26 protein-coding genes are annotated in these 25,058 nt (G+C 55.6%); 17 read left to right on the top strand and 9 right to left on the bottom strand.

Translation table 11 applies throughout. The features are described from left to right. Positions 1–36 precede the first annotated feature (36 nt). The 7 genes from sufB (at position 37) to MELB17_RS06815 (ending at position 6,263) form a co-directional block, all read left to right on the top strand. Entirely contained in the window at positions 37–1,485 is a 1,449-nt protein-coding gene (gene sufB, locus MELB17_RS06845) for a Fe-S cluster assembly protein SufB (protein ID WP_007349442.1), read from the top strand. 63 nt (positions 1,486–1,548) lie between these two features. Beyond that, a complete protein-coding gene (sufC, locus tag MELB17_RS06840; protein ID WP_007349441.1) occupies positions 1,549–2,313 on the top strand; it encodes a Fe-S cluster assembly ATPase SufC in 765 nt (254 codons plus the stop codon). A gap of 15 nt (positions 2,314–2,328) precedes the next feature. After that, complete coding sequence (gene sufD, locus MELB17_RS06835; RefSeq protein WP_007349440.1) at positions 2,329–3,630, top strand: Fe-S cluster assembly protein SufD; 1,302 nt, start codon at positions 2,329–2,331, stop codon at positions 3,628–3,630. 6 nt (positions 3,631–3,636) lie between these two features. Further along, positions 3,637–4,887 carry an aminotransferase class V-fold PLP-dependent enzyme gene (locus MELB17_RS06830; RefSeq protein WP_007349439.1) on the top strand — a complete coding sequence of 417 codons (1,251 nt, stop codon included), beginning with the start codon at positions 3,637–3,639 and terminating at the stop codon, positions 4,885–4,887. 13 nt (positions 4,888–4,900) lie between these two features. Beyond that, positions 4,901–5,254 carry a HesB/IscA family protein gene (locus MELB17_RS06825; protein WP_007349438.1) on the top strand — a complete coding sequence of 118 codons (354 nt, stop codon included), beginning with the start codon at positions 4,901–4,903 and terminating at the stop codon, positions 5,252–5,254. 11 nt (positions 5,255–5,265) lie between these two features. Next, the gene (gene sufT, locus MELB17_RS06820) at positions 5,266–5,808 is read left to right on the top strand and encodes a putative Fe-S cluster assembly protein SufT (RefSeq protein ID WP_007349437.1); all 543 of its coding nucleotides are present in this window, start codon (positions 5,266–5,268) and stop codon (positions 5,806–5,808) included. Next, the gene (locus MELB17_RS06815) at positions 5,808–6,263 is read left to right on the top strand and encodes a SufE family protein (RefSeq protein WP_007349436.1); all 456 of its coding nucleotides are present in this window, start codon (positions 5,808–5,810) and stop codon (positions 6,261–6,263) included. Before sufT ends, MELB17_RS06815 begins: the two co-directional genes overlap by 1 nt. Positions 6,264–6,348: 85 nt before the next feature. Here MELB17_RS06815 and MELB17_RS06810 read toward each other — a convergent pair whose 3' ends face one another. Beyond that, the gene (locus MELB17_RS06810; RefSeq protein ID WP_007349435.1) at positions 6,349–7,578 is read right to left on the bottom strand and encodes a flagellar assembly protein FlgT; all 1,230 of its coding nucleotides are present in this window, start codon (positions 7,576–7,578) and stop codon (positions 6,349–6,351) included. A gap of 3 nt (positions 7,579–7,581) precedes the next feature. Next, complete coding sequence (locus MELB17_RS06805; protein WP_007349434.1) at positions 7,582–8,115, bottom strand: LPP20 family lipoprotein; 534 nt, start codon at positions 8,113–8,115, stop codon at positions 7,582–7,584. A gap of 214 nt (positions 8,116–8,329) precedes the next feature. Between MELB17_RS06805 and MELB17_RS06800 the strand changes: the two genes are divergently transcribed. From MELB17_RS06800 to trmL, 3 genes are all read left to right on the top strand, one after another. Continuing rightward, a complete protein-coding gene (locus MELB17_RS06800) occupies positions 8,330–9,478 on the top strand; it encodes a tRNA nucleotidyltransferase (RefSeq protein ID WP_036183873.1) in 1,149 nt (382 codons plus the stop codon). Between the two features lie 111 nt (positions 9,479–9,589). After that, a complete protein-coding gene (locus MELB17_RS06795) occupies positions 9,590–10,768 on the top strand; it encodes an acetyl-CoA C-acetyltransferase (RefSeq protein ID WP_007349432.1) in 1,179 nt (392 codons plus the stop codon). Between the two features lie 56 nt (positions 10,769–10,824). Further along, positions 10,825–11,289, top strand: coding sequence for a tRNA (uridine(34)/cytosine(34)/5-carboxymethylaminomethyluridine(34)-2'-O)-methyltransferase TrmL (trmL, locus tag MELB17_RS06790; RefSeq protein ID WP_007349431.1), 465 nt, complete (start codon positions 10,825–10,827; stop codon positions 11,287–11,289). A gap of 42 nt (positions 11,290–11,331) precedes the next feature. Here trmL and secB read toward each other — a convergent pair whose 3' ends face one another. Continuing rightward, the gene (secB, locus tag MELB17_RS06785; protein WP_007349430.1) at positions 11,332–11,838 is read right to left on the bottom strand and encodes a protein-export chaperone SecB; all 507 of its coding nucleotides are present in this window, start codon (positions 11,836–11,838) and stop codon (positions 11,332–11,334) included. Between the two features lie 85 nt (positions 11,839–11,923). Then, the gene (locus MELB17_RS06780; protein ID WP_007349429.1) at positions 11,924–12,340 is read right to left on the bottom strand and encodes a rhodanese-like domain-containing protein; all 417 of its coding nucleotides are present in this window, start codon (positions 12,338–12,340) and stop codon (positions 11,924–11,926) included. 151 nt (positions 12,341–12,491) lie between these two features. Here MELB17_RS06780 and gpmI point away from each other — a divergent pair, with 151 nt between their 5' ends. From gpmI to MELB17_RS06760, 4 genes are all read left to right on the top strand, one after another. Next, positions 12,492–14,039: a 2,3-bisphosphoglycerate-independent phosphoglycerate mutase gene (gene gpmI, locus MELB17_RS06775; protein WP_007349428.1), complete on the top strand. Its 1,548-nt coding sequence runs from the start codon at positions 12,492–12,494 to the stop codon at positions 14,037–14,039. 20 nt (positions 14,040–14,059) lie between these two features. Beyond that, positions 14,060–15,256 (top strand): murein hydrolase activator EnvC family protein, encoded by a 1,197-nt coding sequence (locus MELB17_RS06770; protein ID WP_007349427.1) that lies wholly within the window; start codon positions 14,060–14,062, stop codon positions 15,254–15,256. 78 nt (positions 15,257–15,334) lie between these two features. Further along, entirely contained in the window at positions 15,335–16,723 is a 1,389-nt protein-coding gene (locus MELB17_RS06765) for a S41 family peptidase (RefSeq protein ID WP_007349426.1), read from the top strand. 64 nt (positions 16,724–16,787) lie between these two features. Then, positions 16,788–17,633 carry a divergent polysaccharide deacetylase family protein gene (locus MELB17_RS06760; protein ID WP_007349425.1) on the top strand — a complete coding sequence of 282 codons (846 nt, stop codon included), beginning with the start codon at positions 16,788–16,790 and terminating at the stop codon, positions 17,631–17,633. Positions 17,634–17,645: 12 nt separating this feature from the next. Here the strand turns inward: MELB17_RS06760 and hisF are convergent, their stop codons facing one another. From hisF to MELB17_RS06735, 5 genes are all read right to left on the bottom strand, one after another. After that, the gene (hisF, locus tag MELB17_RS06755; protein ID WP_007349424.1) at positions 17,646–18,419 is read right to left on the bottom strand and encodes an imidazole glycerol phosphate synthase subunit HisF; all 774 of its coding nucleotides are present in this window, start codon (positions 18,417–18,419) and stop codon (positions 17,646–17,648) included. 64 nt (positions 18,420–18,483) lie between these two features. Further along, positions 18,484–19,221 (bottom strand): 1-(5-phosphoribosyl)-5-[(5-phosphoribosylamino)methylideneamino]imidazole-4-carboxamide isomerase, encoded by a 738-nt coding sequence (gene hisA, locus MELB17_RS06750; RefSeq protein WP_007349423.1) that lies wholly within the window; start codon positions 19,219–19,221, stop codon positions 18,484–18,486. A gap of 147 nt (positions 19,222–19,368) precedes the next feature. Beyond that, positions 19,369–20,007, bottom strand: coding sequence for an imidazole glycerol phosphate synthase subunit HisH (gene hisH / locus MELB17_RS06745; RefSeq protein ID WP_007349422.1), 639 nt, complete (start codon positions 20,005–20,007; stop codon positions 19,369–19,371). 45 nt (positions 20,008–20,052) lie between these two features. Further along, complete coding sequence (hisB, locus tag MELB17_RS06740; RefSeq protein ID WP_007349421.1) at positions 20,053–20,646, bottom strand: imidazoleglycerol-phosphate dehydratase HisB; 594 nt, start codon at positions 20,644–20,646, stop codon at positions 20,053–20,055. A gap of 138 nt (positions 20,647–20,784) precedes the next feature. Then, complete coding sequence (locus tag MELB17_RS06735; RefSeq protein ID WP_007349420.1) at positions 20,785–21,249, bottom strand: SRPBCC family protein; 465 nt, start codon at positions 21,247–21,249, stop codon at positions 20,785–20,787. Between the two features lie 187 nt (positions 21,250–21,436). Between MELB17_RS06735 and MELB17_RS06730 the strand changes: the two genes are divergently transcribed. From MELB17_RS06730 to MELB17_RS06720, 3 genes are all read left to right on the top strand, one after another. Next, positions 21,437–23,611: an AsmA family protein gene (locus MELB17_RS06730; RefSeq protein ID WP_007349419.1), complete on the top strand. Its 2,175-nt coding sequence runs from the start codon at positions 21,437–21,439 to the stop codon at positions 23,609–23,611. Further along, the gene (mutY, locus tag MELB17_RS06725) at positions 23,611–24,672 is read left to right on the top strand and encodes an A/G-specific adenine glycosylase (RefSeq protein WP_007349418.1); all 1,062 of its coding nucleotides are present in this window, start codon (positions 23,611–23,613) and stop codon (positions 24,670–24,672) included. Before MELB17_RS06730 ends, mutY begins: the two co-directional genes overlap by 1 nt. A gap of 80 nt (positions 24,673–24,752) precedes the next feature. Continuing rightward, a complete protein-coding gene (locus tag MELB17_RS06720) occupies positions 24,753–25,025 on the top strand; it encodes an oxidative damage protection protein (RefSeq protein ID WP_007349417.1) in 273 nt (90 codons plus the stop codon). Positions 25,026–25,058: the final 33 nt, after the last annotated feature.

Below are 25,058 nucleotides of genomic sequence, written 5' to 3'. Positions count from 1 at the left end.
TCACAGCCCACGATAAAAGAACACGGAGCGACGATCATGGCGACCACAGACAAAGAGGTAAGAGAACTCATCAAACGGGATTACGAACACGGGTTCGTAACCGAGATTGAGTCAGACACCTTTGAGCCGGGCCTCAATGAAGACGTAATTCGCCGTCTTTCTGAACTCAAGCAAGAACCCGAATTCATGCTGGAGTGGCGCCTGAAAGCCTATCGCCGCTGGCTCGAAATGGAAGAGCCTGACTGGGCACACGTTAATTACCCAAAGGTAAAATACAACGAGATTTCCTATTATTCCGCGCCCAAGCGCCCGGAAGATATGCCTCAGAGCCTCGACGAAGTCGATCCCGAGCTGCTGCGCACCTATGAAAAACTGGGTATTCCGCTGCATGAACGGGCCAAATTAGCGGGCGTTGCGGTAGATGCAGTATTCGACTCTGTCTCTGTCGTCACCACCTTTAAAGAGCCCTTGGAAAAAGCCGGCGTTATCTTTTGCCCGATTTCAGAAGCGGTTCAGAAATACCCGGAACTGGTGAAAAAGTATCTGGGCAGCGTGGTTCCCGCCGCTGACAACTACTTCGCAGCGCTGAATTCGGCGGTATTCTCCGACGGCTCATTTGTGTACATCCCCAAAGGAGTGCGCTGCCCGATGGAATTGTCGACCTACTTCCGGATCAATGCTGCCAACACCGGCCAGTTCGAGCGCACCTTGATCATCGCCGACGAAGGCAGTTACGTTAGCTACCTGGAAGGCTGTACCGCGCCCATGCGCGATGAAAATCAGCTGCACGCTGCGGTAGTCGAACTGGTGCTACTAAAAGATGCCCAGATCAAATACTCCACGGTGCAGAACTGGTATCCGGGCGATGAAAATGGCAAAGGCGGCATCTACAACTTTGTTACAAAACGCGCCGCCTGCATCGGTGACAACTCCAAAGTATCCTGGACCCAGGTCGAAACCGGTTCAGCCGTTACCTGGAAGTACCCCAGCTGCATACTGCGTGGCGACAACAGCGTAGGTGAATTTTACTCAGTCGCGCTGACCCACAATTACCAGCAAGCCGACACCGGCACAAAAATGATTCACTTGGGTAAAAACACCCGCAGCACGGTGATTTCCAAAGGTATATCTGCCGGTCGCAGCTCCAACACCTACCGCGGCCTGATCAAGTTCAACCCGGGAGCCGAAGGTGCACGAAACTTCACCCAGTGCGACTCCCTGCTGATTGGTGACCGCTGCGGCGCCCACACTTTCCCGTACATAGAAAGCAAGAATAAGTCGGCCATCGTGGAACACGAGGCGACCACGTCAAAAGTCAGCGACGAACAGATGTTCCTCTGCCGCCAGCGCGGCATCAACGCGGAGCAGGCCGTATCCATGATCGTTAACGGCTTCTGTAAAGAAGTCTTCAAAGAGCTGCCTATGGAGTTTGCGGTAGAAGCCGGCAAACTGCTGGAAGTCAGCCTGGAAGGCTCGGTTGGTTAAGCTTTATAAAAGCGCAAAATTTGATTGAAACGAATTCAAAAGCTTAAAAGAGAGAAATCACAAATGCTGAGCATCAAAAACCTGCACGCCTCCGTTGAAGGCAAACAGATTCTCAAAGGCATCAACCTGGAAATAAAAGCCGGCGAAGTTCACGCCATCATGGGCCCCAACGGCTCCGGCAAAAGTACCCTGTCGCAGGTCTTGGCAGGCAATGACGCATTTGAAGTCACCGAAGGCGAAGTTACCCTCAACGGCGACAATCTGCTTGAACTACCCACCGAAGCGCGTGCCCGTGAAGGCGTTTTTCTCGCGTTCCAATACCCGGTTGAAATTCCCGGCGTCAGCAACCTGCAATTCCTGCGCACCGCCGTTAACGCCATGCGCAAGCACCAGGGCAAAGACGACATGAACGCCGCTGAATTCATGAAGCTTGCTAAAGAGGTCTCCAAACAGGTCGATCTGGACCCCGCGTTTCTCAAACGCGGCGTGAACGAAGGCTTTTCTGGCGGCGAAAAGAAGCGTAACGAAATCATGCAGGCGTTGCTGCTGCAGCCAAAACTCGCCATTCTTGACGAAACTGACTCCGGCCTGGATATAGACGCCCTGAAAGTGGTTTCCGACGGCGTGAACGCCTTACGTGCACCCGATCGCGCCATTCTGATGATTACCCATTATCAGCGCCTGCTGGACCACATAGTTCCAGATTACGTACACGTTTTGGCCGATGGCAAAATCATCAAATCAGGCGGCCGCGAACTGGCCCTGGAACTGGAAGCGAAAGGCTACGGCTGGCTCGGCGTTAAAGATAACACAACTGCCAGCCACTGATCGGGAGGTCGCGACATGAAATCTGCATCTACGCTTTCCAGCGCCTTTCTGCAATCGGCGGGTCAAGCTCTGCCCGAGCCACTGCTGGCGCTACGCGCTAACAGAGCCAGCGCTCTGACGGATTTGCTGCTGCCCACACGCAGAACTGAAAACTGGAAGTACTCGGCCAAACATCTGAAACTGACCGATGAAATGGCCAGCTCTTTGCCACTGAACGCCAGTGCCGGCGCCGAAGCCGACATTCAGGGTTACACCGTGGTACTGGTGAACGGCGTTGTGCGCCCCGAAGCCAGCAACTACCCAGCGCTGGAAGGCCTTAGCATACAGCGCTTCAGTGATTTGAACGGCGATGACGCCGAGCTTGCCGCTGACCTGCTTGGCAAATCCATCAGCGATCAGCCAGCAAAACACGGTTCGATAAACCTGTCGTTGCTGAACGCTGCGCGCTTTGAAGACGGCCTGCTGATACAGCTGCAACCAGGCACCGTGCTGGACCAGCCGCTGTTTGTGGTTCACCACACCAGCGCCAGCCACAGCGGGTCTGCCTTCCCTTGTATTTTGGTAGCCGCAGGCAGCAACAGCCAGCTCACCCTGGTGGAAGACTATGTTTCCAGCGGCGAAAGTCCGGTGATGGTCAACACCGCCACCGAGTTCAGCCTGGGCGATGGCGCCAATGTCACCAGTGTGCGCCTGAATACCGAAGGTCAGAATGTGCAACACATGGGCACCACCGGCGTGCGCCAGCAGCGCAACTCGCGTTTTGAAAGTCACAGCGTTGGCTTTGGTGGCACCTTGCGCCGTCACGACTTGCATGTGCGCCTTGAAGGCGAAGGTGCCGAGTGCAAACTCAATGGCGTGGTGGTTACCCAGGGTACCCAGCATTACGACAATCACACCACCATCGAACACATTGCGGCCCACTGCAACAGCGAAGAAAGCTATCGCAACATTGCGGCAGACAAATCTCACGCTATTTTTAACGGCCGTATACACATCCATCAGGATGCGCAAAAATCCAACGCCAACATGAGCAACAAAAATCTACTGCTCACCAACGGCGCGGAAATTGACTCCAAGCCAGAACTGGAAATTTACGCCGACGACGTAAAGTGCGCCCATGGCGCGACCATCGGCCAGCTTGATAACGATTCCATATTTTATCTGGTGTCCCGTGGCCTTAGCCCCCGTGATGCAAAAGTTCTGCTGACCATGGCGTTTATCAATGAACTGGTGGCGCAGATTCCGGTGGAGCAGGTGCGTGACACCGCCAACACCGGCCTGAACCAGTTCTTCGACCAGGCATTCCAAGAGGTATAATCGGTTATGAGCACTTTGTCTGTGGCCAAAATCACCCAACCGCTGTTTGACGTACACGCGGTACGCCGGGACTTTCCCATACTGTCGCAACAGGTAAACGGCAAACCGCTGGTGTATCTGGACAACGGCGCGTCATCACAACGCCCGGAAGCGGTGTTGCAGGCCATGGACAGCTATTATCGGGAAATGCACTCCAACGTTCACCGTGGTGCCCACACCCTGGCTGACCGTGCCACTAGCGCCTTTGAAGGCGCGCGCAAGAAGGTCCAGCAATTTTTGAACGCGCCCAGCGCACGGGAAATTATCTGGACCCGCGGCGCCACCGAAGCCATCAACCTGGTGGCCAACGGCTTGGCACCGCTGCTTAAACCGGGCGACGAAATTTTGCTGAGCCAGATGGAGCACCACGCCAACATCGTGCCCTGGCAGATGCTGGCAGAGCGCACCGGCGCCAGGGTACTGCCGATTGATGTAACGCCGGAAGGCGAACTGGACATGGACTCGTTTCATTCACTGTTGAGTGAGCGCACTCGCATTCTGGCCATCACCCACGTATCCAATGCGTTAGGCACAGTGAATCCGGTCGCTGACATGGTGGCCAAAGCCAAAGCACAGGGCGTGATCACCCTGGTAGATGGCGCCCAGGCCGTGCCCCATTTCCAGCCCGATGTGCAGGCGCTGGGTTGCGATTTTTACGTGTTTTCGGCCCACAAGCTGTTTGGCCCCACCGGAATTGGTGTGCTCTATGGCAAAGCCGAGTTGCTGGAAGCCATGCCACCCTGGCAAGGCGGCGGCGAGATGATTGAACGAGTGAGCTTTGCCGGCACCACCTACAACACCTTGCCTTACAAGTTTGAAGCCGGCACTCCGGCCATTGCCGAAGCCGTGGGCCTGGGCGCTGCTATTGATTATTTGGCTACCCTGGATCGCGACGCGATGGAAGCGGCCGAAAACGCTCTACTCCAGCGCGCCAACGAGTTGGTAACCAGCGTGCCGGGTATGACCGTGATTGGCACAGCGCGCCATAAAGTGCCGTTGATATCCTTTAAAATTGACGGTCTGCACCCCAGTGATATCGGTACTCTGCTCGACCAGCAGGGCATTGCCATTCGTGCCGGCCACCATTGTGCCATGCCGCTGATGGAGTATTACGGGCTTCCCGGTACAGCGCGAGCCTCGTTTGCGTTCTACAATACTCTGGAAGAAGTAGAGCAGTTGTTCGCTGCCCTGCAAAAAATACAGCGTTTGTTTACCTAATGGAGGTGAAATTATGACAGCCCAAGTATTCGCCCCAACCATTGCGGTCACCATGACCCCCAGTGCGATTAAACACGTGCGCAAGCAGTTGGACAAAAAGCCCGAAGCGCTAGGCATTCGTCTTGCCATCAAAAAGAGCGGATGCTCCGGCTTTAAGTACGAAACCCAGTGGGTGGAAGAGTCCGGCAGCGATGACCGGATATTTCATATCGACGGCGTAGACCTATTTGTAAAAGACGAACACATGTCACTGGTGAACGGTATTGAAATTGATTTTGTTACCGAAGGCGTGAACTCCACCTTTGAGTTTCGCAACCCCAACGCCACCGCAGAATGTGGCTGCGGCGAAAGCTTTACAGTGGTATGACGGAGTAACAGATGCAAGAACGAGAAGTTGTACTGACCAAACGCGAAGTGGAAGCCCGCCTGGTTCCCTCCGGAACGGAAGTCATGATTCCTTCGGATACCTTCGTCACTATTACCCAGTCACTGGGCGGCACATTTACAGTGGCGGTTAATGGCAATTTGGTGCGCATTGAAGGCCACGACGCCGACGCTTTGGGCAAACAGCCACTGGTCAGTAATTTTGATACTCCGGAAGACGGCACGGTAAACGAAAATCAGATGTGGGAAGCTCTGCGTAACTGTTATGACCCGGAGATTCCGGTCAACGTGGTAGAGCTGGGGCTGATCTATAGCTGCTCCATCAAGCAAGAACCAAAGCACGGCAATCACATTTACATCATCATGACTCTTACCGCCGCGGGTTGTGGCATGGGCCCAGTGATTGCCGAAGATGTGAAAGCCAAATTGGAACACGTGCCCAACGTTGATAAAGTCACGGTAGACCTGACCTTTGACCCGCCCTGGAACAGCGACATGCTGACCGACGAAGCCAAACTTGAACTGGGGATGTTGTAATGACCACCAGCGCAATCGATTTCACGAAAAATCCGCTGGGTACCAGCACCACAATGGAAGACGTGTTTGACGCCTTCGAGCTTTTAGATGACTGGGAAGATCGCTACGCGTTCATTATCGACCTGGGCAAACAGCTACCACCATTTCCAGATTCCGAACGCAACGAAAAGAATTACGTGCACGGCTGCCAGAGCCAGGTGTGGCTGATTCACCACTACGAAGCCGACGGCAAGCTGTTTCTGCTGATCGATTCTGATGCCATTATTGTGCGTGGGCTAGCGGCGATCATCCTAGTGGCGCTGAACAATCACGAACCCCGTGAACTTCTGGCCATCGACATCGACGAGCTGTTTGAACGCTTGGATTTATTCCGCCATATCTCTCCGACTCGCGGAAACGGTCTGCGCTCGATGATCAGCAAAATCCGCGATATCGCCTCTACGGAGGCCGCATAACCTATTACTGTTTTAGCCCAGACACATCAGAAAAGGCCCGCATGTGCGGGCCTTTTCTTTGGCAAACGATAACGCACACGACGAGCTACCACACCACGGCAATATCGTCCTGCTGGATATTGGTTTGGCCACCATGGGCCGACAGCTTGCCAGAGGCGAACTCAGGGTGAACATTGTTGAGTGTGATGTTAACCCCGGTTTCAGTCAGCTCGGGTGTTGCGTCCAGAGCCTCAAAGTGCTGTGCACTGCGGTATACCTGCAGCGTTGCTGACGGCCGCAATCCAGAGGTGGCACCCGATTCAATGGTGACAAGTTCACCGTCAACACGGCTGATTCGGGTCATAAACGGTTGGCAATTCAGCGCATCCGTCACTGACTTGGCCATGTCATCCATTACCTGCGCGACCGCCTTACCATAGTCGGTTTGTTCAAAACCGGCCGAGGCAAAACCGCTGGCACTGCCGGGGCCAGCATTCCATTGCTCGCGGGCACTGAAGCGCTGTTGGTAAACCGGTGCCCCACTAAAACCATCATAAATCACCATATCCGCAATAAAGCGCCGGGTCTGATCGACAGCGTTCAAACCACGTTTAAGTTTGCCGAATACCGACGTATTCCAGGCCGCAGGATCAGCCACATTCAGGTCCCGTATAACACCGCTGACCACAAACTGGGCACCCAGCTCCCGCGCCAACTGACGCACATTGGTCAGCCGATTGTCATCCTGCTGGGCGGTGGGTGCGTTCAGTAAATCGCCATACATCCGCAAATTGGTCGCCGCAAGAATCTGCACACTGCCGGCTTCACGCAAACGCGCTTGTAACTGTTGCGGCAGCATTTCGCCGGCATCATCCAGCCGCCCAACGCGGGCGTGATCAGGGTACAACAATGGAAATCCGGTAATCGCCACGCGTTTTTTCAACGTGGACGCCGCACCGTTACCACAACTGCGTTGCTGGGCGGTCATTTCTGCGCGCAGGGTCAAGCGCAGCAACTGGCCGCTGCGAAACTCATCCACCACCTGCACATTGTGGGCGCTGACATTGCTGGTAATGCGCAAGCGCGAATTCGTCAGCACGCCATTTTCAACCGTATCTCTGTTGCTGATACGGGCGTCGTATTGCAGTGCCATGTCGCGCATAGCCGCCTGCCGTGCCTGGGCTCTGGCGCTATCAATATCACCATTATGAATGCTGGCATGGCCGACACCCTCGACAACCGCGGCCAACAGCGGCTGGCTGGCAAGCGCCAGTGCTAAAACACAAGCAGCGGCGATTGAAATACGCTGTTGTAGCCTTCGGTAGAAAGCAGTCATCGCTTAATCCAGGTAGTAAAGAGAATCGGTGTTGCCGCTGCGAACATCGCCAGCACTGTCATTTTCGCGGGGCAAAGGTAACGAGCAATAACGGGCAACCTGGGTGTCGGGCACACTGGCAACGCACTGGCGAAAGCGCGGCTCCAGTTTCAATTCGACGACCGTTTCCACTACGCCGTCACTGTGTTCGTTCACAGATACGGTTTTCATACCGCGCAAATAGCTGTCAACGTAGGCTCGAAAATTATCGTTCTGCAGCACAAAGTCGTTTACCGTAGCACCGCCGTAAACCACCGTACCGTAAACCCGTTCCGCCAGGTTACGATAAGCATCGAGCTGGGAGGCCCTGCGCGCCATCAGGCGCTTGCGCGTGTCCAACCGGTCTTTGGTGGCGTCTTCATAGGTGCCGTAGCCGCTAACCCGCAGGGTAATCGGCGCGAAGCGGTTGGCGTCTGCGTTGCGGCCCTGCTGCCCCGTGGGAGCGCAAGCTGTCGTCATCAACAGCGCCAGTAACGCGGTTATAACGCGAAGTGTCATTACTAATCTCCGAAAATGCGGTTTGACTGTTACATGAAAGAATCGGGCCAGGTTATACAAGCCGCTGACTGTGCTAGCATTTTTACGCTGGCACCTAAGTATACCCAGCGTAAACGGCAAAAAACCGCCGCGCGAGCATAACCGGCAGCGGCTTGTGTAGCAGCGGCTTCTGACCTAATCTGCGCCACAACTTCTCGCTATTATGGGTACCCCTATGGACATCTACCTGGTTGGCGGCGCAGTGCGCGATCAACTGCTGGGCCTGCCAGTTAAAGACCGCGACTGGGTGGTGGTGGGCGCTACGCCCGAAACCATGCTGACACAAGGTTTTCGCCAGGTGGGCGCTGATTTCCCGGTGTTCCTGCATCCGCATACCCACGAGGAGTATGCGCTGGCCCGCACCGAGCGAAAGCAAGGCCGTGGCTACCACGGGTTCACGGTGTACAGCGCACCCGACGTAACCCTCGAAGAAGACCTGAAACGCCGCGATCTGACTGTTAATGCCATGGCGCAGGCCGAAGGCGGCGAGATTATTGACCCTTTCGGCGGCCAGCAGGATCTTCAAGACCGTCTGTTGCGCCACGTTTCCGAAGCCTTCGCTGAAGATCCTCTGCGCATTCTGCGCACCGCACGTTTTGCCGCCCGCTTCGCGCCCCAGGGTTTTGCTGTTCACCCCCACACCTTGCAATTGATGCAGGCCATGACTGACGCCGGCGAAGTGCGCCACCTGGTGCCTGAACGGGTATGGCAAGAGCTTCAACGCGCCTTACACGAGACTTCTCCAGTGACGTTTTTTGAGGTGCTACACAGTTGTGGCGCCCTGATTGAACTCCTGCCGGAATTTGCAGCGCAGCCAGTACGCCAACAAGCCCTTAACGCCCTGCAGCAATTGCACCAGAATTTACCCGGCGCCAACACAGCGCAGCGAATTGCAGCGTTGTTACTGCCGCTTTCCAGCGCACAAGCCAACAATCGGGTGACTTTATTAAAGGCGCCAAAAGTCTGCCAGGAGCTTGCCACCCTGGCCTGCACCCTGCGCTGTTCATCCTGCATGAACATCACCCATAGCCAAAACGAACTGGCCGAGCAGTTGCTGGAAACCCTTAACGCGGCAGACGCCTGGCGCCGGCCAGAACGCCTGCAAGAAGCGCTGCAATTGTTACGCGTCACCTTGCCCCTTCAAAACGGCCTCGACCTGCCTTTACAACAGATCGGGCTGCAACAGCTGGCAGAATCGTTGCAGGCGGCTGCGGGTGTACACGCCAAAACCTTACTGGCCCAGGGTTACCGCGGGCCGGAACTGGGCCAGGCTATGAACCAGTGCCGGCTGGAGGCCGTCCACAGCGTAATAAACAAGCGCTGAACCTGTCACGCAGTCAGCGGTTGGTGCTCGCCCATCAAACGGCTACACTGTGGATAGTTTGACTCAGGCGCGGCAAATCTGCCGCCCGCATGCTAAAAATGGAGAATGCTCATGCGTGATGTTGTCATTGTTGCCGCCAAGCGGACGGCGGTCGGCGGTTTTGGTGGGGGATTATCAACCCTGCGCGCTGACCAGCTTGGAACGGCTGTCATTAAAGCGCTGATGGAAGAAACCGGCGTTGCCGGTGATCAGGTCAGCGAAGTTGTTATGGGCCAGGTACTTACCGCGGGCTGCGGCCAGAATCCAGCGCGCCAGGCATCTATTAACGCCGGGCTGCCGGCGACTGTGCCGGCTATGACTATCAATAAGGTTTGCGGTTCCGGCCTGAAAGCCGTGCACATGGCGGTGCAGTCTATCCGCAACGGCGACGCAGAAATCGTCATTGCCGGTGGTCAGGAAAGCATGAGCCAGGCGCCCCACGTTCTCCCCAACAGTCGTAATGGTCAGCGTATGGGCAACTGGGCGTTGGTAGACACCATGGTCAATGACGGTCTGTGGGACGCTTTCAACGACTATCACATGGGCATAACCACCGAAAATATCGTTGAAAAATACGGCATTAGCCGTGAAGAGCAAGATCAATTCGCAGCTGCGTCGCAGCAAAAAGCCGTAGCAGCGCAAAAAGCCGGTCGCTTTGACAACGAAATCGTGCCGGTTTCGATTCCCCAACGTAAAGGCGACCCGATTATTGTCGCCAAAGACGAAGGCCCGCGCGATGGCACTACAGCCGAAGGCCTGTCTAAGTTGCGCCCTGCGTTCAAAAAGGACGGCACAGTAACGGCCGCTAACTCCTCGACCATCAACGATGGCGCAGCCGCCGTTATGGTGTGCAGCGCTGAAAAAGCCAAAGAACTGGGCTTGACCGTACTCGCCACCATCAAAGCCCAGTCCAGTGCTGGCGTAGACCCCTCTGTTATGGGCACCGGCCCGATTCCTGCCAGCAAACGCTGCCTGAAACTGGCGGGTTGGGACGTTAGCGATCTGGACCTGATTGAAGCTAACGAAGCCTTCGCGGCCCAGGCTATTTCGGTCAACCGCGATATGGGTTGGGACCTAGCCAAGGTTAATGTAAACGGCGGCGCTATTGCGATGGGTCACCCGATCGGCGCTTCCGGCTGCCGTATTCTGGTCAGCCTACTGCACGAAATGGTGCGTCAAGATGCCAAAAAAGGCTTGGCGACACTGTGCATCGGCGGCGGCATGGGTGTGGCGCTGGCGGTTGAGCGCTAGCTCAACATGTTAAACGGAGCGCTAGCTCAAGATGTTAAACGGAACGCTAATCTAATATGCTGAATGTCGTGCTGTACGAGCCGGAAATTCCTCCAAATACCGGGAACATTATCCGGCTCTGCGCCAACACCGGTTGTAAACTGCACCTGATTGAACCACTGGGGTTTACCCTCGAAGACAAACGGATGCGGCGGGCCGGGCTGGATTACAGCGAATACGCCAGTGTAAAAGTACACAAAAGTTATCCGGCGTTTTTACATTCCGAGCAGCCGCAACGGCTGTTTGGGCTGACAACGAAAGGCAGTCATTACTATCATGAGGTCAGTTACCAGGAAGGTGACTATCTGATGTTCGGGCCGGAAACCCGCGGCTTGCCCGCACCGGTTCGCGATGCCCTACCCGATGGCCACCGCCTGAGAGTGCCCATGTGCGCTCACAGCCGCAGCCTGAATCTGTCGAATACCGCTGCACTGGTGGTTTATGAAGCTTGGCGGCAGTTGGCATTTTGCGGCTCTGAATAAAAAACCCGGCTCGTAAGCTGGGTTTTTTGCTCGCTCAGAAAGTCAGTGAGTTTTGGGCTCGCTGGTGGCTTCTGCAGCCGTCGCTTCTTCTTGCTTGCGCTGAAGCGCCTGGGCATAAATCGCGTCGAAGTTAACCGGCGCCAGCATCAGTGCCGGAAAGCTACCACGGCTTACCAGATTATCAATGGCTTCGCGGGCGTAGGGGAACAGGATGGTCGGGCAGTAGGCCCCCAACATGTGGCCCAATTGCTGAGGTTCCACGCCGTTTACCAGAAAAACGCCGGCCTGTTGGATTTCAACAATGTAGGCGACTTTATCCTCGATTTTTGCCGTTACCGTCAGTGACAGCACAACTTCATACTGATTATCGCTGACTTTGCTATGCCCCGTGTTCAGATCAAGATTGACCTGCGGCTTCCACTGATCCTGAAACACCACCGGAGCATTGGGGGATTCGAAAGAAAGATCTTTTACGTAAATGCGCTGCATGGCGAATTGTGGTTGATTCTGGTTTTCATTGCCTGCTGCAGCTTTCGAATTCTCAGCCATGTTCAATCCTTTATTATCAATCTGGGCCAGGTTGCCCGTGAATTAAGCGACGTGCTGCGGCGCTGGGCGGCAACACAACCCTTCGTTATTTCTTTACCAGCGGCAAATTGCTGGCTTTCCAGTCGGCAATCCCGCCGCTCAGGCGCACTACATTGGTAAAACCTTCAGTATTAAGCTGTTTGACCGCCATAGCAGAATGCTGCCCCATCTTGTCGACCACAATCAGCTGCTTTTCTTTGTGCTTGGACAGCTCACTGCTGCGGCTTTTCAAAGCACTCAATGGAATATTCATCGAGCCCGTGATGCGCCCTTCGTTAAATTCTTTGCGCTCACGGATATCCACCACCACCGCTTCGTCCCGGTTAATAAGGCTCACAGCGCCTTGGGCGGAAATTTTGGCACCACCGCGGCGGGTTTCCAGGGCCAGCAGCGCCAGAAGCAAGGCAACGAATACCGACACCAGAATGTAATGGTTAACAACAAATTCAAACAAGCGATCCATGAAAACACCCTGCAAAATAATTTGGCAAGATTATACACACCCGCAGCCCTACGCAGAAGGTAACCGGCGTGGCATGGGCAAATGAAAGCGGTTAGAATCTTCAATCCCACTCAGATCAACAACAACACACTGCCAATAACCGGAGCACGTCATGACAGCGACTCGCACGCCAACAGCACTCATCATTCTTGACGGCTGGGGCCACCGCGACCCGGCCGAAGACAACGCTATCAGCAACGCCAATACACCGTTCTGGGATAGTTTGTGGCAAAACAACCCGAAAACGCTGATTGACACCTCCGGAATGTTTGTAGGCTTGCCCAGCGGACAAATGGGCAATTCCGAAGTAGGTCACATGAATCTTGGCGCCGGTCGCGTTGTATACCAGAACCTGACCCGCATCGACAAAGACCTGAAAGACGGTGGTTTCCAGAAAAACCCGGCCCTGTGCAAAGCCATAGACGCCGCTGTGAGCCAGGGTAAAGCCGTTCACCTGATTGGTCTGCTGTCGCCAGGCGGCGTTCACAGCCATGAACGCCACATTCTTGCCGCCGCAGAATTGGCTGCAACCCGCGGCGCTAAAGCCGTTTACCTGCACGCCATTCTGGATGGCCGCGACATGCCCCCGCGCAGCGCCAAAGCGTCGCTGGAAAACGCCGCGGCCAGCCTTGCCACACTTGGCGTTGCCCGCATTGCAAGCGTTACCGGGCGCTACTTCGCCATGGACCGCGACAACCGCTGGGGCCGCGTAGAATCTGCCTACAACGTAATGACACTGGGTGAAGCTGAATACACTTGCGAAGACGCGGTAACCGCTCTGGAGCAGGCTTACGAACGCGATGAAAATGATGAATTTGTAAAACCAACCCGCATTCAGGCCGAAGGTGATACCACCGCCATCATTAACGATGGCGACGCCGTGTTGTTTATGAACTTCCGCGCAGACCGCGCCCGCGAGCTGACGCGCACCTTTGTTGACGCTGATTTTGACGGCTTCAAACGCAAAAAAGTGCCCCAGCTCGCTGACTTTGTAATGCTCACCGAATACGCCGCCGACATAAAAGCCAGCTGCGCCTATCCGTCGGCGCAGCTGGTGAATGGCCTGGGCGAATATCTGGCCAACGCTGGCAAAACCCAGCTGAGGATTTCAGAAACTGAAAAATACGCCCACGTTACTTTCTTTTTCAACGGCGGCCGCGAAGAGCCATTTACCGGAGAAGACCGCATTCTGGTGCCGTCCCCAGACGTTGCCACCTATGACATGAAGCCGGAAATGAGCGCCCCGGAGGTAACAGACAAACTGGTTGAAGCCATTAAAAGCGACAAATACGACTTGATCATCTGCAACTACGCCAACGGCGACATGGTTGGCCACACGGGCAAGCTCGACGCTGCCATCAAAGCGGCCGAATGCCTGGACGCCTGCGTAAAGCGCGTTGTAGAAGCGCTTGCGGAAGTGGGTGGCGAAGGCCTGATAACCGCTGACCACGGCAACTGCGAGCAGATGCAAGACCCGGTATCCGGCCAGGTACACACCGCCCACACCATTGGCCCTGTACCCCTGGTATACACCGGCCCAAAACAGATAATTTTGAACGACGGTGGCGCCCTGAGCGATGTGGCGCCCACGCTGCTAGCGCTGATGGGCGCAGCTCAACCCACCGAAATGACAGGCCACAGCCTGGCTGAGATCGGTTGACTGTAAACGGGCAGGTTGCCATGTTACGCGCGCTACTGGTGTTACCTTTGCTACTGGTGCTGGCCTTTGCCGGCGCAGCCCAGGTAGCCGCGCAAACAGCGGCTGCACAGCAGGCAACTTCTCAACAGGTAACTCCGGCCCAGATTGAAAAGCTGAAAAAGCAGATTGGCGCCATTAACCAGTGGCTGACCAAAGCGGAAAAAGACCGTTCGCAACTACAACAACAGCTGACCGGTCTGGAGCGCAGCATCAGCGACCTGACCCGAGAAGCCCGCAACCTAAACCAGCAGGCCGCCAGCCAGCAAACACAGCTGGCAGAACTGGAAACCCGGCAACAGCAGTTAACCCTCATCCTCAACGGCCAACGCGAACAGCTGAAGAAGCTGCTGCGCCAGGCCTGGATGGAAGGCGACGCCAGCGCCCTGAAAGTGCTGCTCAACGAAACCGACCCCAACAATATTGCCCGCACCCTCACCTATTACGAATACCTGGGCAATTACACAGTCGGCCAAGTACAGGCTTTTCAGGCCAGCCTGGCAGAGCTGAACCAAACCCGCACGCAAATGCAAAATACCCGCGCCAGACTGGCCGCCACCGAGGCCGATGTAGAGCAGCGCCAGCAAAAACTTGCGCAAACCCGCAAGCAGCGCGAACAGACTCTGGCAAGCCTGAACGCAGACATCGGCCAGCGTCGCAGTGAGCGCGACGGACTGGCCGCCGATCAAAAGCGCCTGGAGGCCCTGCTGAAGGAAGTGCAACAGGCCATCACCAGCATACCTGCGCCAAATGCTAACCAGCCGTTTGCGAAACTGCGCAAAAAAATGCCATGGCCCGCTGCTGGAACCGTGGTCAGCAGCTTTGGCGAATCCTATGCCGAAGGCAAACTACGCCGCAACGGCTTGCTAATGCACACCGACACAAGCGCAGAAGTGCGGGCTATTCATTACGGGCGTGTTGTATTCGCCAATTGGCTGCGTGGCTTTGGGCTGCTAACCATTATTGACCACGGCGATGGTTATATGACCCTATACGGCCATGCCAGCAGCCTTTACACCACAACCGGAGACTGGGTAGATGCCGGCGAGGCCATTGCTCAGGCCGGCCAGACCGGCGGCACCGACAAAACCGCGCTGTATTTTGAAATACGCCACAACGGCAAACCCGATAATCCGTCACGCTGGCTGGCCGGGCAACCCGCGAAACCCGGCAAGAGCTGACAAACGCCAGCGCTCCCGCCATACTGTGGCGAATTAGCGGAACCCCCCCAACTAGCGGAATAAATACAGGATAAGTGAATGAAACTTGCCCAACGCACTCTTCATGCTTTACCGATGCAGGCCCTCGTTATGGCCTCCTGTTTTGCCGCTTCCGGTTGGGCTTTCGCGCAGCAGACGCCAACCAGCACAATCGCCGATGCTCACGCGGGCATTGACATGCCTGCCGAACGCGAGCTGCTACCGCTGGACGACCTGCGTAAATTTACCGCTGTGTTCAGTCGCATCAAAGACGCTTACGTGGAGGAAGTCACTGACAGCCAACTGCTTGAAAGCGCCATAAAAGGCATGCTGTCAGAGCTCGACCCGCATTCCACCTACCTGGCTCCAAAAGATTACGAAGATCTGGAAGAAAGCACCAGCGGTGCCTTCGGTGGTTTGGGCATCGAAGTGGGCATGGAAAACGGCTTTGTTAAGGTTATTACCCCCATAGATGATACCCCTGCGCAAAAGGCCGGCGTGCGGTCTGGCGATGTCATCATAAAACTGGGTGAGCAACCGGTAAAAGGCATGTCGCTGCAAGACGCGGTAGAGCTGATGCGCGGCGAACCCGGCAGTATTCTACAACTGACGATTATCCGCGACGGCGAAACAGGGCCGCTGGTCATTCCGGTCGAGCGCGCCATCATCAAGGTCACCAGCGTGAAATCCCGTATGCTGGATGACGGTTACGGCTATGTGCGCATCACCCAATTCCAGGCCGAAACCGGCAGCCAGTTCCGCGACGCCCTGACGGCCCTGAAAAAAGACGCCGGTGGTGCGCTTAAAGGTGTCGTTCTGGACGTACGCAACAACCCGGGCGGCGTACTACAGGCCGCAGTAGACACTGTTGACGCTGTGCTAAACGAAGGCCTGGTGGTGTATACCGAGGGCCGCATACAGAGCTCACGTATGCGTTTCAGCGCCACAGAAGGCGACATATTGGCAGACACGCCCATGGTGGTTCTGATCAACGGCGGTTCCGCGTCTGCATCAGAAATCGTCGCTGGCGCCTTGCAGGATCATCGCCGCGCCGTGGTGATGGGCACCCAGTCATTTGGCAAAGGCAGCGTGCAAACCGTGATTCCGCTGGATGAAACTCACGCCATAAAAATGACCACAGCCCGCTACTACACTCCAGACGGCCGCTCCATTCAGGCCACCGGCATAAAACCGGATATCGAAGTAAAACCGGCAGAGCTGAAAGAACTGGAGAGCCCGCCGATGTTTACTGAAGCTGATTTAAGCGGTCATCTGGAAGGCAAGAACGAAGCCGAAAACCGTAAAAACGAAGCTCAGAATGTACGCGATAGCGCCAAGGAATCCGCTGAAGCGGTTCTGGATCGTGACTACCAGTTGCGCTCAGCACTGAACCTGCTGAAGGGGCTGAACATCATCAGCCGCGCCGGCACGTCCAGCGCTCAGCAATAAGTTGCTTTCCGTGAGGCACTTTCCAAGGGGCGCTTTCCATGAGGCACTCCCCAAGAAGCGCTTTGTGAAACCGCGGCTATCGAATACTTCGATTCGCATATTGCTCACCATGCTTGTAGGCATGGTGAGCAATATAGCGCTGGCCGGGCCACCACCCACCATCGCCATCATCATTGATGACATGGGCCACGACCGGCTGGAAGGGGAGCGCCTGGCGCGTCTGGAACAGCCCATCACCCTGTCGTTCCTGCCCTACCGCCGCCATACCGTAGAGCTGGCCAAACTGTCACACAGCCTGAATAAGGAAATCATGCTGCACGCGCCCATGGCCAATACCCAGCATTTCGGGCTGGGGCCAGGCGGCCTGACCGAAGATATGGACCAAGCCCAACTTACCCGTACATTGCGGCGGGCTTTGCAGTCGGTGCCTCACGTTCAGGGGGTCAATAACCACATGGGCAGCTTGCTAACGCAGCGCCTGCAACCCATGGATTGGGTGATGACAGAACTGGGCCAGTACCCGCTGTACTTCGTTGATAGCCGCACCATCGCAAGCTCGATAGCCGGTGATGTCGCCCGTGCCCACCGCATCCCCAGCTTTACCCGCGATGTGTTTCTGGACCACGAACAAACCGAAGAATTTGTTGACCGGCAATTCAAACTGCTGATTCAACGTGCGCGGCAACAGGGCACGGCCATCGCCATCGGCCACCCCCACAAGATCACCGTAGATTATCTGGAAAAGCACCTACCGCTGCTGGATGAGCAAGGCATTGCAATAGCAACCGTCAGCGGCGTTTGGGCCATTCGCAACGGCAACAAAGCCATGTTTGCAAACGAAAAAAAGCAGGCCATCGTGCCTGCTTACGCGAGAAAACCGGAATCGGACAACAGCCCTGCCCAGTTGTAATTGCTTGGCTGGCTAATCCCGCACTTCAATTCCCTGGGCTTTCATGAACGCTTTTGCCTCTGGAATGGTGTGCTCGCCGAAGTGAAATATCGACGCCGCCAGAACCGCATCCGCGCCGCCGATGGTTACGCCATCGGCCAAGTGCTGTAACCCGCCTACCCCGCCAGACGCAATCACCGGCACCGTTACCGCATCGCTGATGGCGCGAGTAAGGCCCAGGTCAAAGCCAATTTTTGTGCCGTCGCGGTCCATACTGGTTAGTAGTAATTCGCCGGCACCCAGCGCCACCATCTTCTGCGCCCATTCCACCGCATCCAAACCTGTGGGCTTGCGGCCACCATGGGTAAAAATCTCCCACCTGGGTTCTTCGCCCTCGGCACTCACCCGCTTGGCATCAATCGCCACCACAATGCACTGGCTGCCAAAACGCTCGGCCGCAGTTCTTACAAATTCAGGATCAAACACCGCCGCGGTATTGATGGCCACCTTATCGGCACCGGCATTCAGCAGTTTGCGAATATCTTCCACCGTGCGCACACCGCCGCCGACGGTCAAGGGAATAAACACTTCCGCCGCCATTCGCTCTACCGTTTCATAGGTGGTGTCACGGCTTTCGTGGCTGGCGGTAATATCCAGAAAGGTAATTTCATCGGCGCCCTGCTCGTTGTAACGGCGCGCCACTTCCACCGGGTCGCCGGCGTCGCGGATATCCACAAAATTCACGCCTTTCACTACCCTGCCCTTGTCTACATCCAGACAGGGAATAATGCGCTTGGCCAGTGCCATGGGAATGCTCCGTACAGTCAAAGGTCTTGAAGGTGATGAATCAGAAGGTCAGGCGTTCAGGCGTTCAGGCGTTCAGGCTGTCACAATAAGCCTGCGCTTCGGCTACATCCAGAGTGCCTTCGTAAATCGCACGGCCGGTGATAGCGCCCAGAATGCCCTGATCGGCCACAGCGCCAAGGCGCTTTAAGTCGTCCATATTGGTCACGCCGCCAGAAGCAATCACCGGTATACCGCAAGCCTTGGCTAGCGCAGCGGTGGCTTCTACGTTCACGCCCTGCATCATGCCGTCGCGGGCAATGTCGGTGTACACAATGGAGTCTACGCCGTCGTTCGCAAAACGCTGGGCCAGATCGGTTGCCATAACCTCAGACACTTCGGCCCAGCCGTCGGTGGCCACGCGGCCATCTTTGGCGTCCAGGCCCACAATAATATGGCCGGGGAAACGTTTGCACATTTCGGTCACAAATTCGGGTTCTTTCACCGCTTTGGTGCCAATAATCACCCACTGCACACCGGCCTGCAGGTAGGTTTCAATAATCTCTGCGGAGCGGATGCCACCACCAATCTGAATCGGTAAATCCGGATACTTGCGCGCGATAGCCTTCACAATTTCACCGTTAACCGGCTCACCGGCAAACGCACCGTTCAAATCCACTAAGTGAAGGCGCCGCACACCGGCCTCTACCCAGCGGGTTGCCATATCAACCGGATCGCCGCCGAACACGGTAGAATCGTCCATCCGGCCCTGGCGCAGGCGTACACATTTGCCGTCTTTCAGATCGATAGCGGGGATAATCAGCATAGCGTTTGTTTGTCCTGATTTTCAGTAATGAAATCGCGTTGTGCCATAGTTCGGTGCTGCGGTCTCTGCCCCGTACCCTTGTTCATGAGCACGCCGTGAACGAGGGTATGGGGCAAAGCCCGACTGAATTGGGAGTTTCCAGCCTAACTAACTTCCGTTCCAGCTCACAAAGTTCTTCAGCAGCTGCAGACCTGCATCAGCACTCTTTTCCGGGTGGAACTGCACCGCAAAAATATTGCCTTTGGCGACCGCCGCCGCAAGGTCAACACCGTAACGGGTGCGGCCGGCTATGTCGGCGTTATCTTCGGCTTCGGCGTAATAACTGTGCACAAAGTAAAAGCGCTCATCGTCAGCGATTTTGTGCCACATGGGGTGATCTTGTACCTGCTGCACCTGATTCCAACCCATGTGCGGCACTTTTAGTCGTTTGCCATTTTCGGTCAGCTTATGGCCGAAAAAGCGAACGTGGGCGGGGAATACGTCAATGCAGTCAACTCCGCCGTTCTCTTCGCTGTGGGACATCAGTGCCTGCATGCCTACGCACACACCCAGCAGAGGGCGATCGCGGGATACTTCTTTCACCAGCTCAGCCACACCAAGCCGACGAATTTCCGCCATGCAATCGCGAATTGCGCCAACGCCGGGAAATATCACCCGGTCGGCGCTGCGGATAAGGTCGGCGTTGTCGGTCACCAGCACCCGGGTATCCGGGGCTACGTGTTCTACGGCTTTGCTCACGGAATGCAGGTTGCCCATACCGTAATCAATGATGGCAACGGTTTTCATAAATTCATCAGTCCAGCAGTTGGGAACAGTCTCGGGCGCCTCGGATCAGAGCGTGCCTTTGGTGGAGGGCATAATACCGGCCATGCGGTCATCCAGCTCAATGGCCATGCGCAGCGCGCGGCCAAATGCTTTAAACACCGTTTCAATTTGGTGGTGGGTATTTTTACCCTTCAGGTTGTCGATATGCAGGGTAATCAGCGCATGGTTCACAAAGCCCTGAAAAAACTCGGCGAACAGGTCTACATCAAAGCCACCAACAGTTGCCCGGGTGAAAGGAACATCCATGTGCAGGCCGGGGCGACCGGACAGGTCCAGTACTACCCGAGACAAAGCTTCGTCCAGCGGCACGTAGGCGTGGCCGTAGCGGCGGATGCCTTTTTTGTCGCCCACCGCTTTAGCGAACGCTTGGCCCATGGTAATGCCCACATCTTCTACGGTGTGGTGGTCGTCAATGTGCAAGTCGCCATCACACACCACATCCAGGTCTACCATGCCGTGGCGGGCAATCTGATCCATCATGTGGTCCAGGAACGGCACTCCGGTCTGGAAGTTGGTTTTACCGGTGCCATCAAGATTTACTTCAACACTGATCTGGGTTTCAAGGGTATTGCGTTCTACCCGAGCCTTGCGTTCGGCCATGTGAACTCCGTAACTGACTGTTTAAAATCGATTTTGAAAATTTCCAGCATCATCGACGCCAATTAATAATTGCGTCGAGTATACCGCTTATTCGTACCGGAGTCCTGCCGGTGGATTCATCGCAACCATTGCCCTGCGCTATGCAAACACTTTCTTCAGATTGCGCATGTACTGGTCTACCAGCGAGTTGAACTCGTGCTTGATGACCGGGCTGATGGCCAGCTTAAGCAGGCTGGGCAGCGGCAGCGTCAATTTTGCATTGGTCTTGAACTTCAGAGTGGACATCGTATCGCCCTTGGCGGTTATAACCCAAGACCCGCTCACTACGCCATTGCCTTGGCCCGCAACAGGCTCCCAGCGAATGGTGCCGGCTTCGCGGTCAGACACATAATGGCAGGCGTACGCCGTTTGGATCGAGTACTTGTCGACACCTACCTTCTCCATTTCCCAGAGATAGCTGTTATCGCCCAGGTCAGTCAACTTATGCACTTTCGGAAAGTGACTGACAGACCGGGGCACATCCGCCAGCAGGTCAAACACTTCATCGTAACTGCCGTCAATTTCCAGCTCGCGGCTGAGTTCTATTGATACGTTTATGGCCATTGCCAACTCCTTGTTGTCATTATTAGAGACTCTTGTTCTCATTATTAGAGATTACGATCGTCACAGAAATACGGCGGTATTTTGGCCTAACACTACGGCATTGTCATACACTCACGCTGTTAATTTGCTAACCCTGCGTTATCCTTCGAACTATCGCACATTGATCTGAACGAACCGGACGCATCCAATGAAAGCACTACGTTACCTGCTCATTATTCTTGTGGCACTGATTTTACTGGCCGTAGCGGCAATAGCCGTCGCCATGCTGGTGATCGATCCCAACACCTACAAACCGCAAATTGAGCAGGCCGTAGAAAAGCAAACCAATCTCGACCTGATTCTAGACGGCGACATCAGCTGGTCGTTCATTCCCATCGGTCTGGAGCTGAATAACGTTGAAGCCAAACTCGACGGCGAACGCTTCATTGCGCTCGAACGCTTGGTCGCAGAAATCGATTTCTGGTCATTGTTAGCAATGTCGCCCCAAGTGAACAACTTTGTGCTGGACGGGCTGGACGCGCACCTGAGCGTTAACAAAAAAGGCGAGGCTAACTGGACCCGCATAATGCCGGAGAAAGACGCGCAGCAAGCTGCCTCCAGCGAGCCAGCTCCGGACGCGACTGCTTCAGAAACAGCGAGTGAGAGCTCGTCAGAACCACTGAATTTCAACGTCAGCAACGTCGAAATCGCCAATGCCCGGGTGCACTACACCGACGCCACCACCGGCCAGGAAATTACTCTGGAAGATTTCACTCTAGGCGCCAGCAACATCACTCTGGGTTCCGAGTTTCCGTTAGACATTAGCTTTCGGGTAGACACCGCCGAGCCGAAAATGAGCGTAACCGGCAGCATTGCAGCCCGCCTGTCGGCCAACCAGGCGTTAGATGCATTTAGCGCATCGGGCCTGGACGCAAGCTTCGACATAGGAGGCGATGCATTCGCCGGTAAAACCGTCACCGCTAAAATCAGCGGATCACTGGCCGCCAACCTGGCTAACAAAACCGCGAAGCTCAAAGACATCGGCTTCAGCTTTGCCAACCTGAGCGCCAACACCAATCTGAATGTAGAAGGCTTTGGCGACAAGCCAAAATTGGCGGGCAACATTGCCATCAACGAATTTTCTCTGAAAAAACTGCTGGAGAATCTGGGCCAACCCGCTATTGAAACCAGTGACGGCGACGTGTTCACCGCCCTGGCCTTCAGTACTAACATTGGCGGAGCAGCGGGCAAGCCGGAACTAACCAACTTAGCCCTGAAACTGGACGACACCACTTTCAACGGTTCAGGCAGTTATAACCTGGCCAGCTCCGCACTTGTTTTTCGCCTGACCGGTGACGACCTGAACGCCGATCGCTACCTGCCGCCACCATCGGACGCCCCGGCGACTAAAAGCGGCACTGGCTCTAATTCTGGCTCTGGCACTGCGGCAGCCCAAGCAGACCCGGACTCGCAATTGTTGCCTCTGGACACCCTGCGTGCGCTGTTATTAGACATAGATTTGGGGCTGAACAAGCTAACCGTTAGCAATCTCCAGATTAATGAGATAAAAGCCAGCGCCCTGGCCAAAAACGGCGTGCTGGACATCGACGACTTCAGCGGCAAACTCTACTACGGCAGCTTTAACACCACTGCCACCATCGATGCCCGCTCCGATACTCCGAAATGGAGCATAAACACCGACGTGGCAGACGTACAAACACTGCCGCTACTGAACGACCTGGCGGAAGTAGACATGCTCTCTGGCGGAGCAAACCTCAAAATAAACGCCAAATCCACCGGCAACACCATGGCCGCATTGCGCGGTAACGCCGATGGCAAAATTACCTTCAACCTGGCAGAAGGCGAGTTCCGCCGCATGAACCTGACCCGCCTGGCATGTCAGGGCATTGCGCTGGTCAATCAGGAAACCCTGGGTACGACCGACTGGGGAACCACCACACCGTTTAATGACATGCGCGGTACCCTGGATATTAACGGCAACACGCTGAACAACACCGAACTGCTGGCATCGCTTGCCGGCATGCAACTGGAAGGCCAAGGCAGCGTGGACATGCAGCAAACCCTTGTGGACTACGAACTCGGCCTGCGTATTGTGGGTGAAATCCACCGTGACCCAGCCTGCCGGGTAACCGACATTGTGAGAAACGTGGTTATACCCCTGGAGTGCCGCGGCAACCTGAGCGATGACCCAGCAGGGCTCTGCTCCTTCGACGGTTCGCGCTTCCGCGACAGCCTGCAAGACATCGCCAAAAACGCAGCCAAGGCCAAAGCAGAAGACAAAATAAAAGAGAAACTGCAGGAAAAACTGGGTGAAGGCGCCGGCGACAAGGTAAAAGACGCGCTTAAAGGCTTCTTTAACTGATGACTGACAGCTTCGCACCAGCCCTGCTGAACTGGTTTGATGAACACGGCAGGCACAATCTGCCGTGGCACCACAACCGCACCGCATACCGCGTGTGGGTGTCGGAAATCATGCTGCAACAAACCCAGGTGGCCACGGTTATACCTTACTACCAGGCGTTTATGCAGCGCTTTCCAGACGTTCACTCACTCGCGTTAGCACCTGCAGACGACGTGCTCAGCCACTGGTCCGGCCTGGGTTATTACGCCCGCGCCCGCAACCTGCAAAAAGCCGCGCAAGCCGTGGTGCAGGAACACAACGGCGAATTCCCCCGTGACCAGCAACAACTGGAAGCCCTGAGCGGCATCGGCCGTTCAACCGCCGCCGCCATTCTGGCGCAATCCTACGATATAAAAGCCGCCATACTGGACGGCAACGTCAAGCGGGTGCTAGCGCGCTATCACGCTGTAACAGGCTGGCCAGGACAAACTGCTGTATTACAGAAACTTTGGCAATTCGCCGAACAACATACGCCCAACGACCGTATTCGCGATTATACCCAAGCCATTATGGACCTGGGCGCCCTGGTATGTACCCGCAGCCGCCCAGGCTGCGAACGCTGCCCTGTGCAGCAAAACTGCCTGGCCTACGCCAACAATGAAACCGCACTTTACCCCGGCTCGAAACCGAAAAAAACCAAGCCCGAAAAAACCACCTGGATGCTGATACTGGAAGACAGCGACGGCCGCATACTGCTTCAGCGCCGGCCACCCAGTGGCATCTGGGGCGGCCTATGGAGCCTGCCAGAGCTAGACCCGGCACTGGGCGAAGACGAACTACAACAGGCCTGCGAACAACAGCTAGGCCTAAGTTGTGGTGACCCACAACGCATCAGCGGTTTTCGTCACACCTTTAGCCATTACCACCTATACATACAGCCAGCGCGAATGAGCGCCGAACCCCAGAGCCGCGTTGCCGACGACAACCACCGCTGGCTGCACCGTGATCAAGCATTGAGCCTGGGCTTGCCAGCACCCATACGCACACTGCTGACAGACCCCGAACAGACCACGCTGCTGTAGCAGCCCGTCAGCCTTATTACTGATATGATGCGTGAAATCTGAGTTCCCGCTAACATACCAAAATCCCCACAGGAGCCCCCATGAGCCGTAACATTTTCTGCCGTAAACATCAGAAAGAAATGGAAGGTCTGAACAACCCGCCCATGCCCGGCGCCCGCGGCCAAGACATCTACGACAACATATCCAAAGCCGCCTGGGACGAATGGCAAAGCCAGCAAACCATGCTGATTAATGAAAAACACCTGAGCCTGATGGACCCGAACACCCGCAAATACCTACAGGCGCAGATGGAACGCTTCTTTAACAACGAACCCTTCGACAAAGCCGAAGGCTACGTACCACCTGAGAAGTAACCCCTAAACGCGGCCTGACGGGCAGCACTGAAA

The organism is Marinobacter sp. ELB17, assembly GCF_000169375.1.
Lineage (GTDB): Bacteria > Pseudomonadota > Gammaproteobacteria > Pseudomonadales > Oleiphilaceae > Marinobacter.
This window is presented reverse-complemented; position numbering and strand designations above follow the sequence as displayed.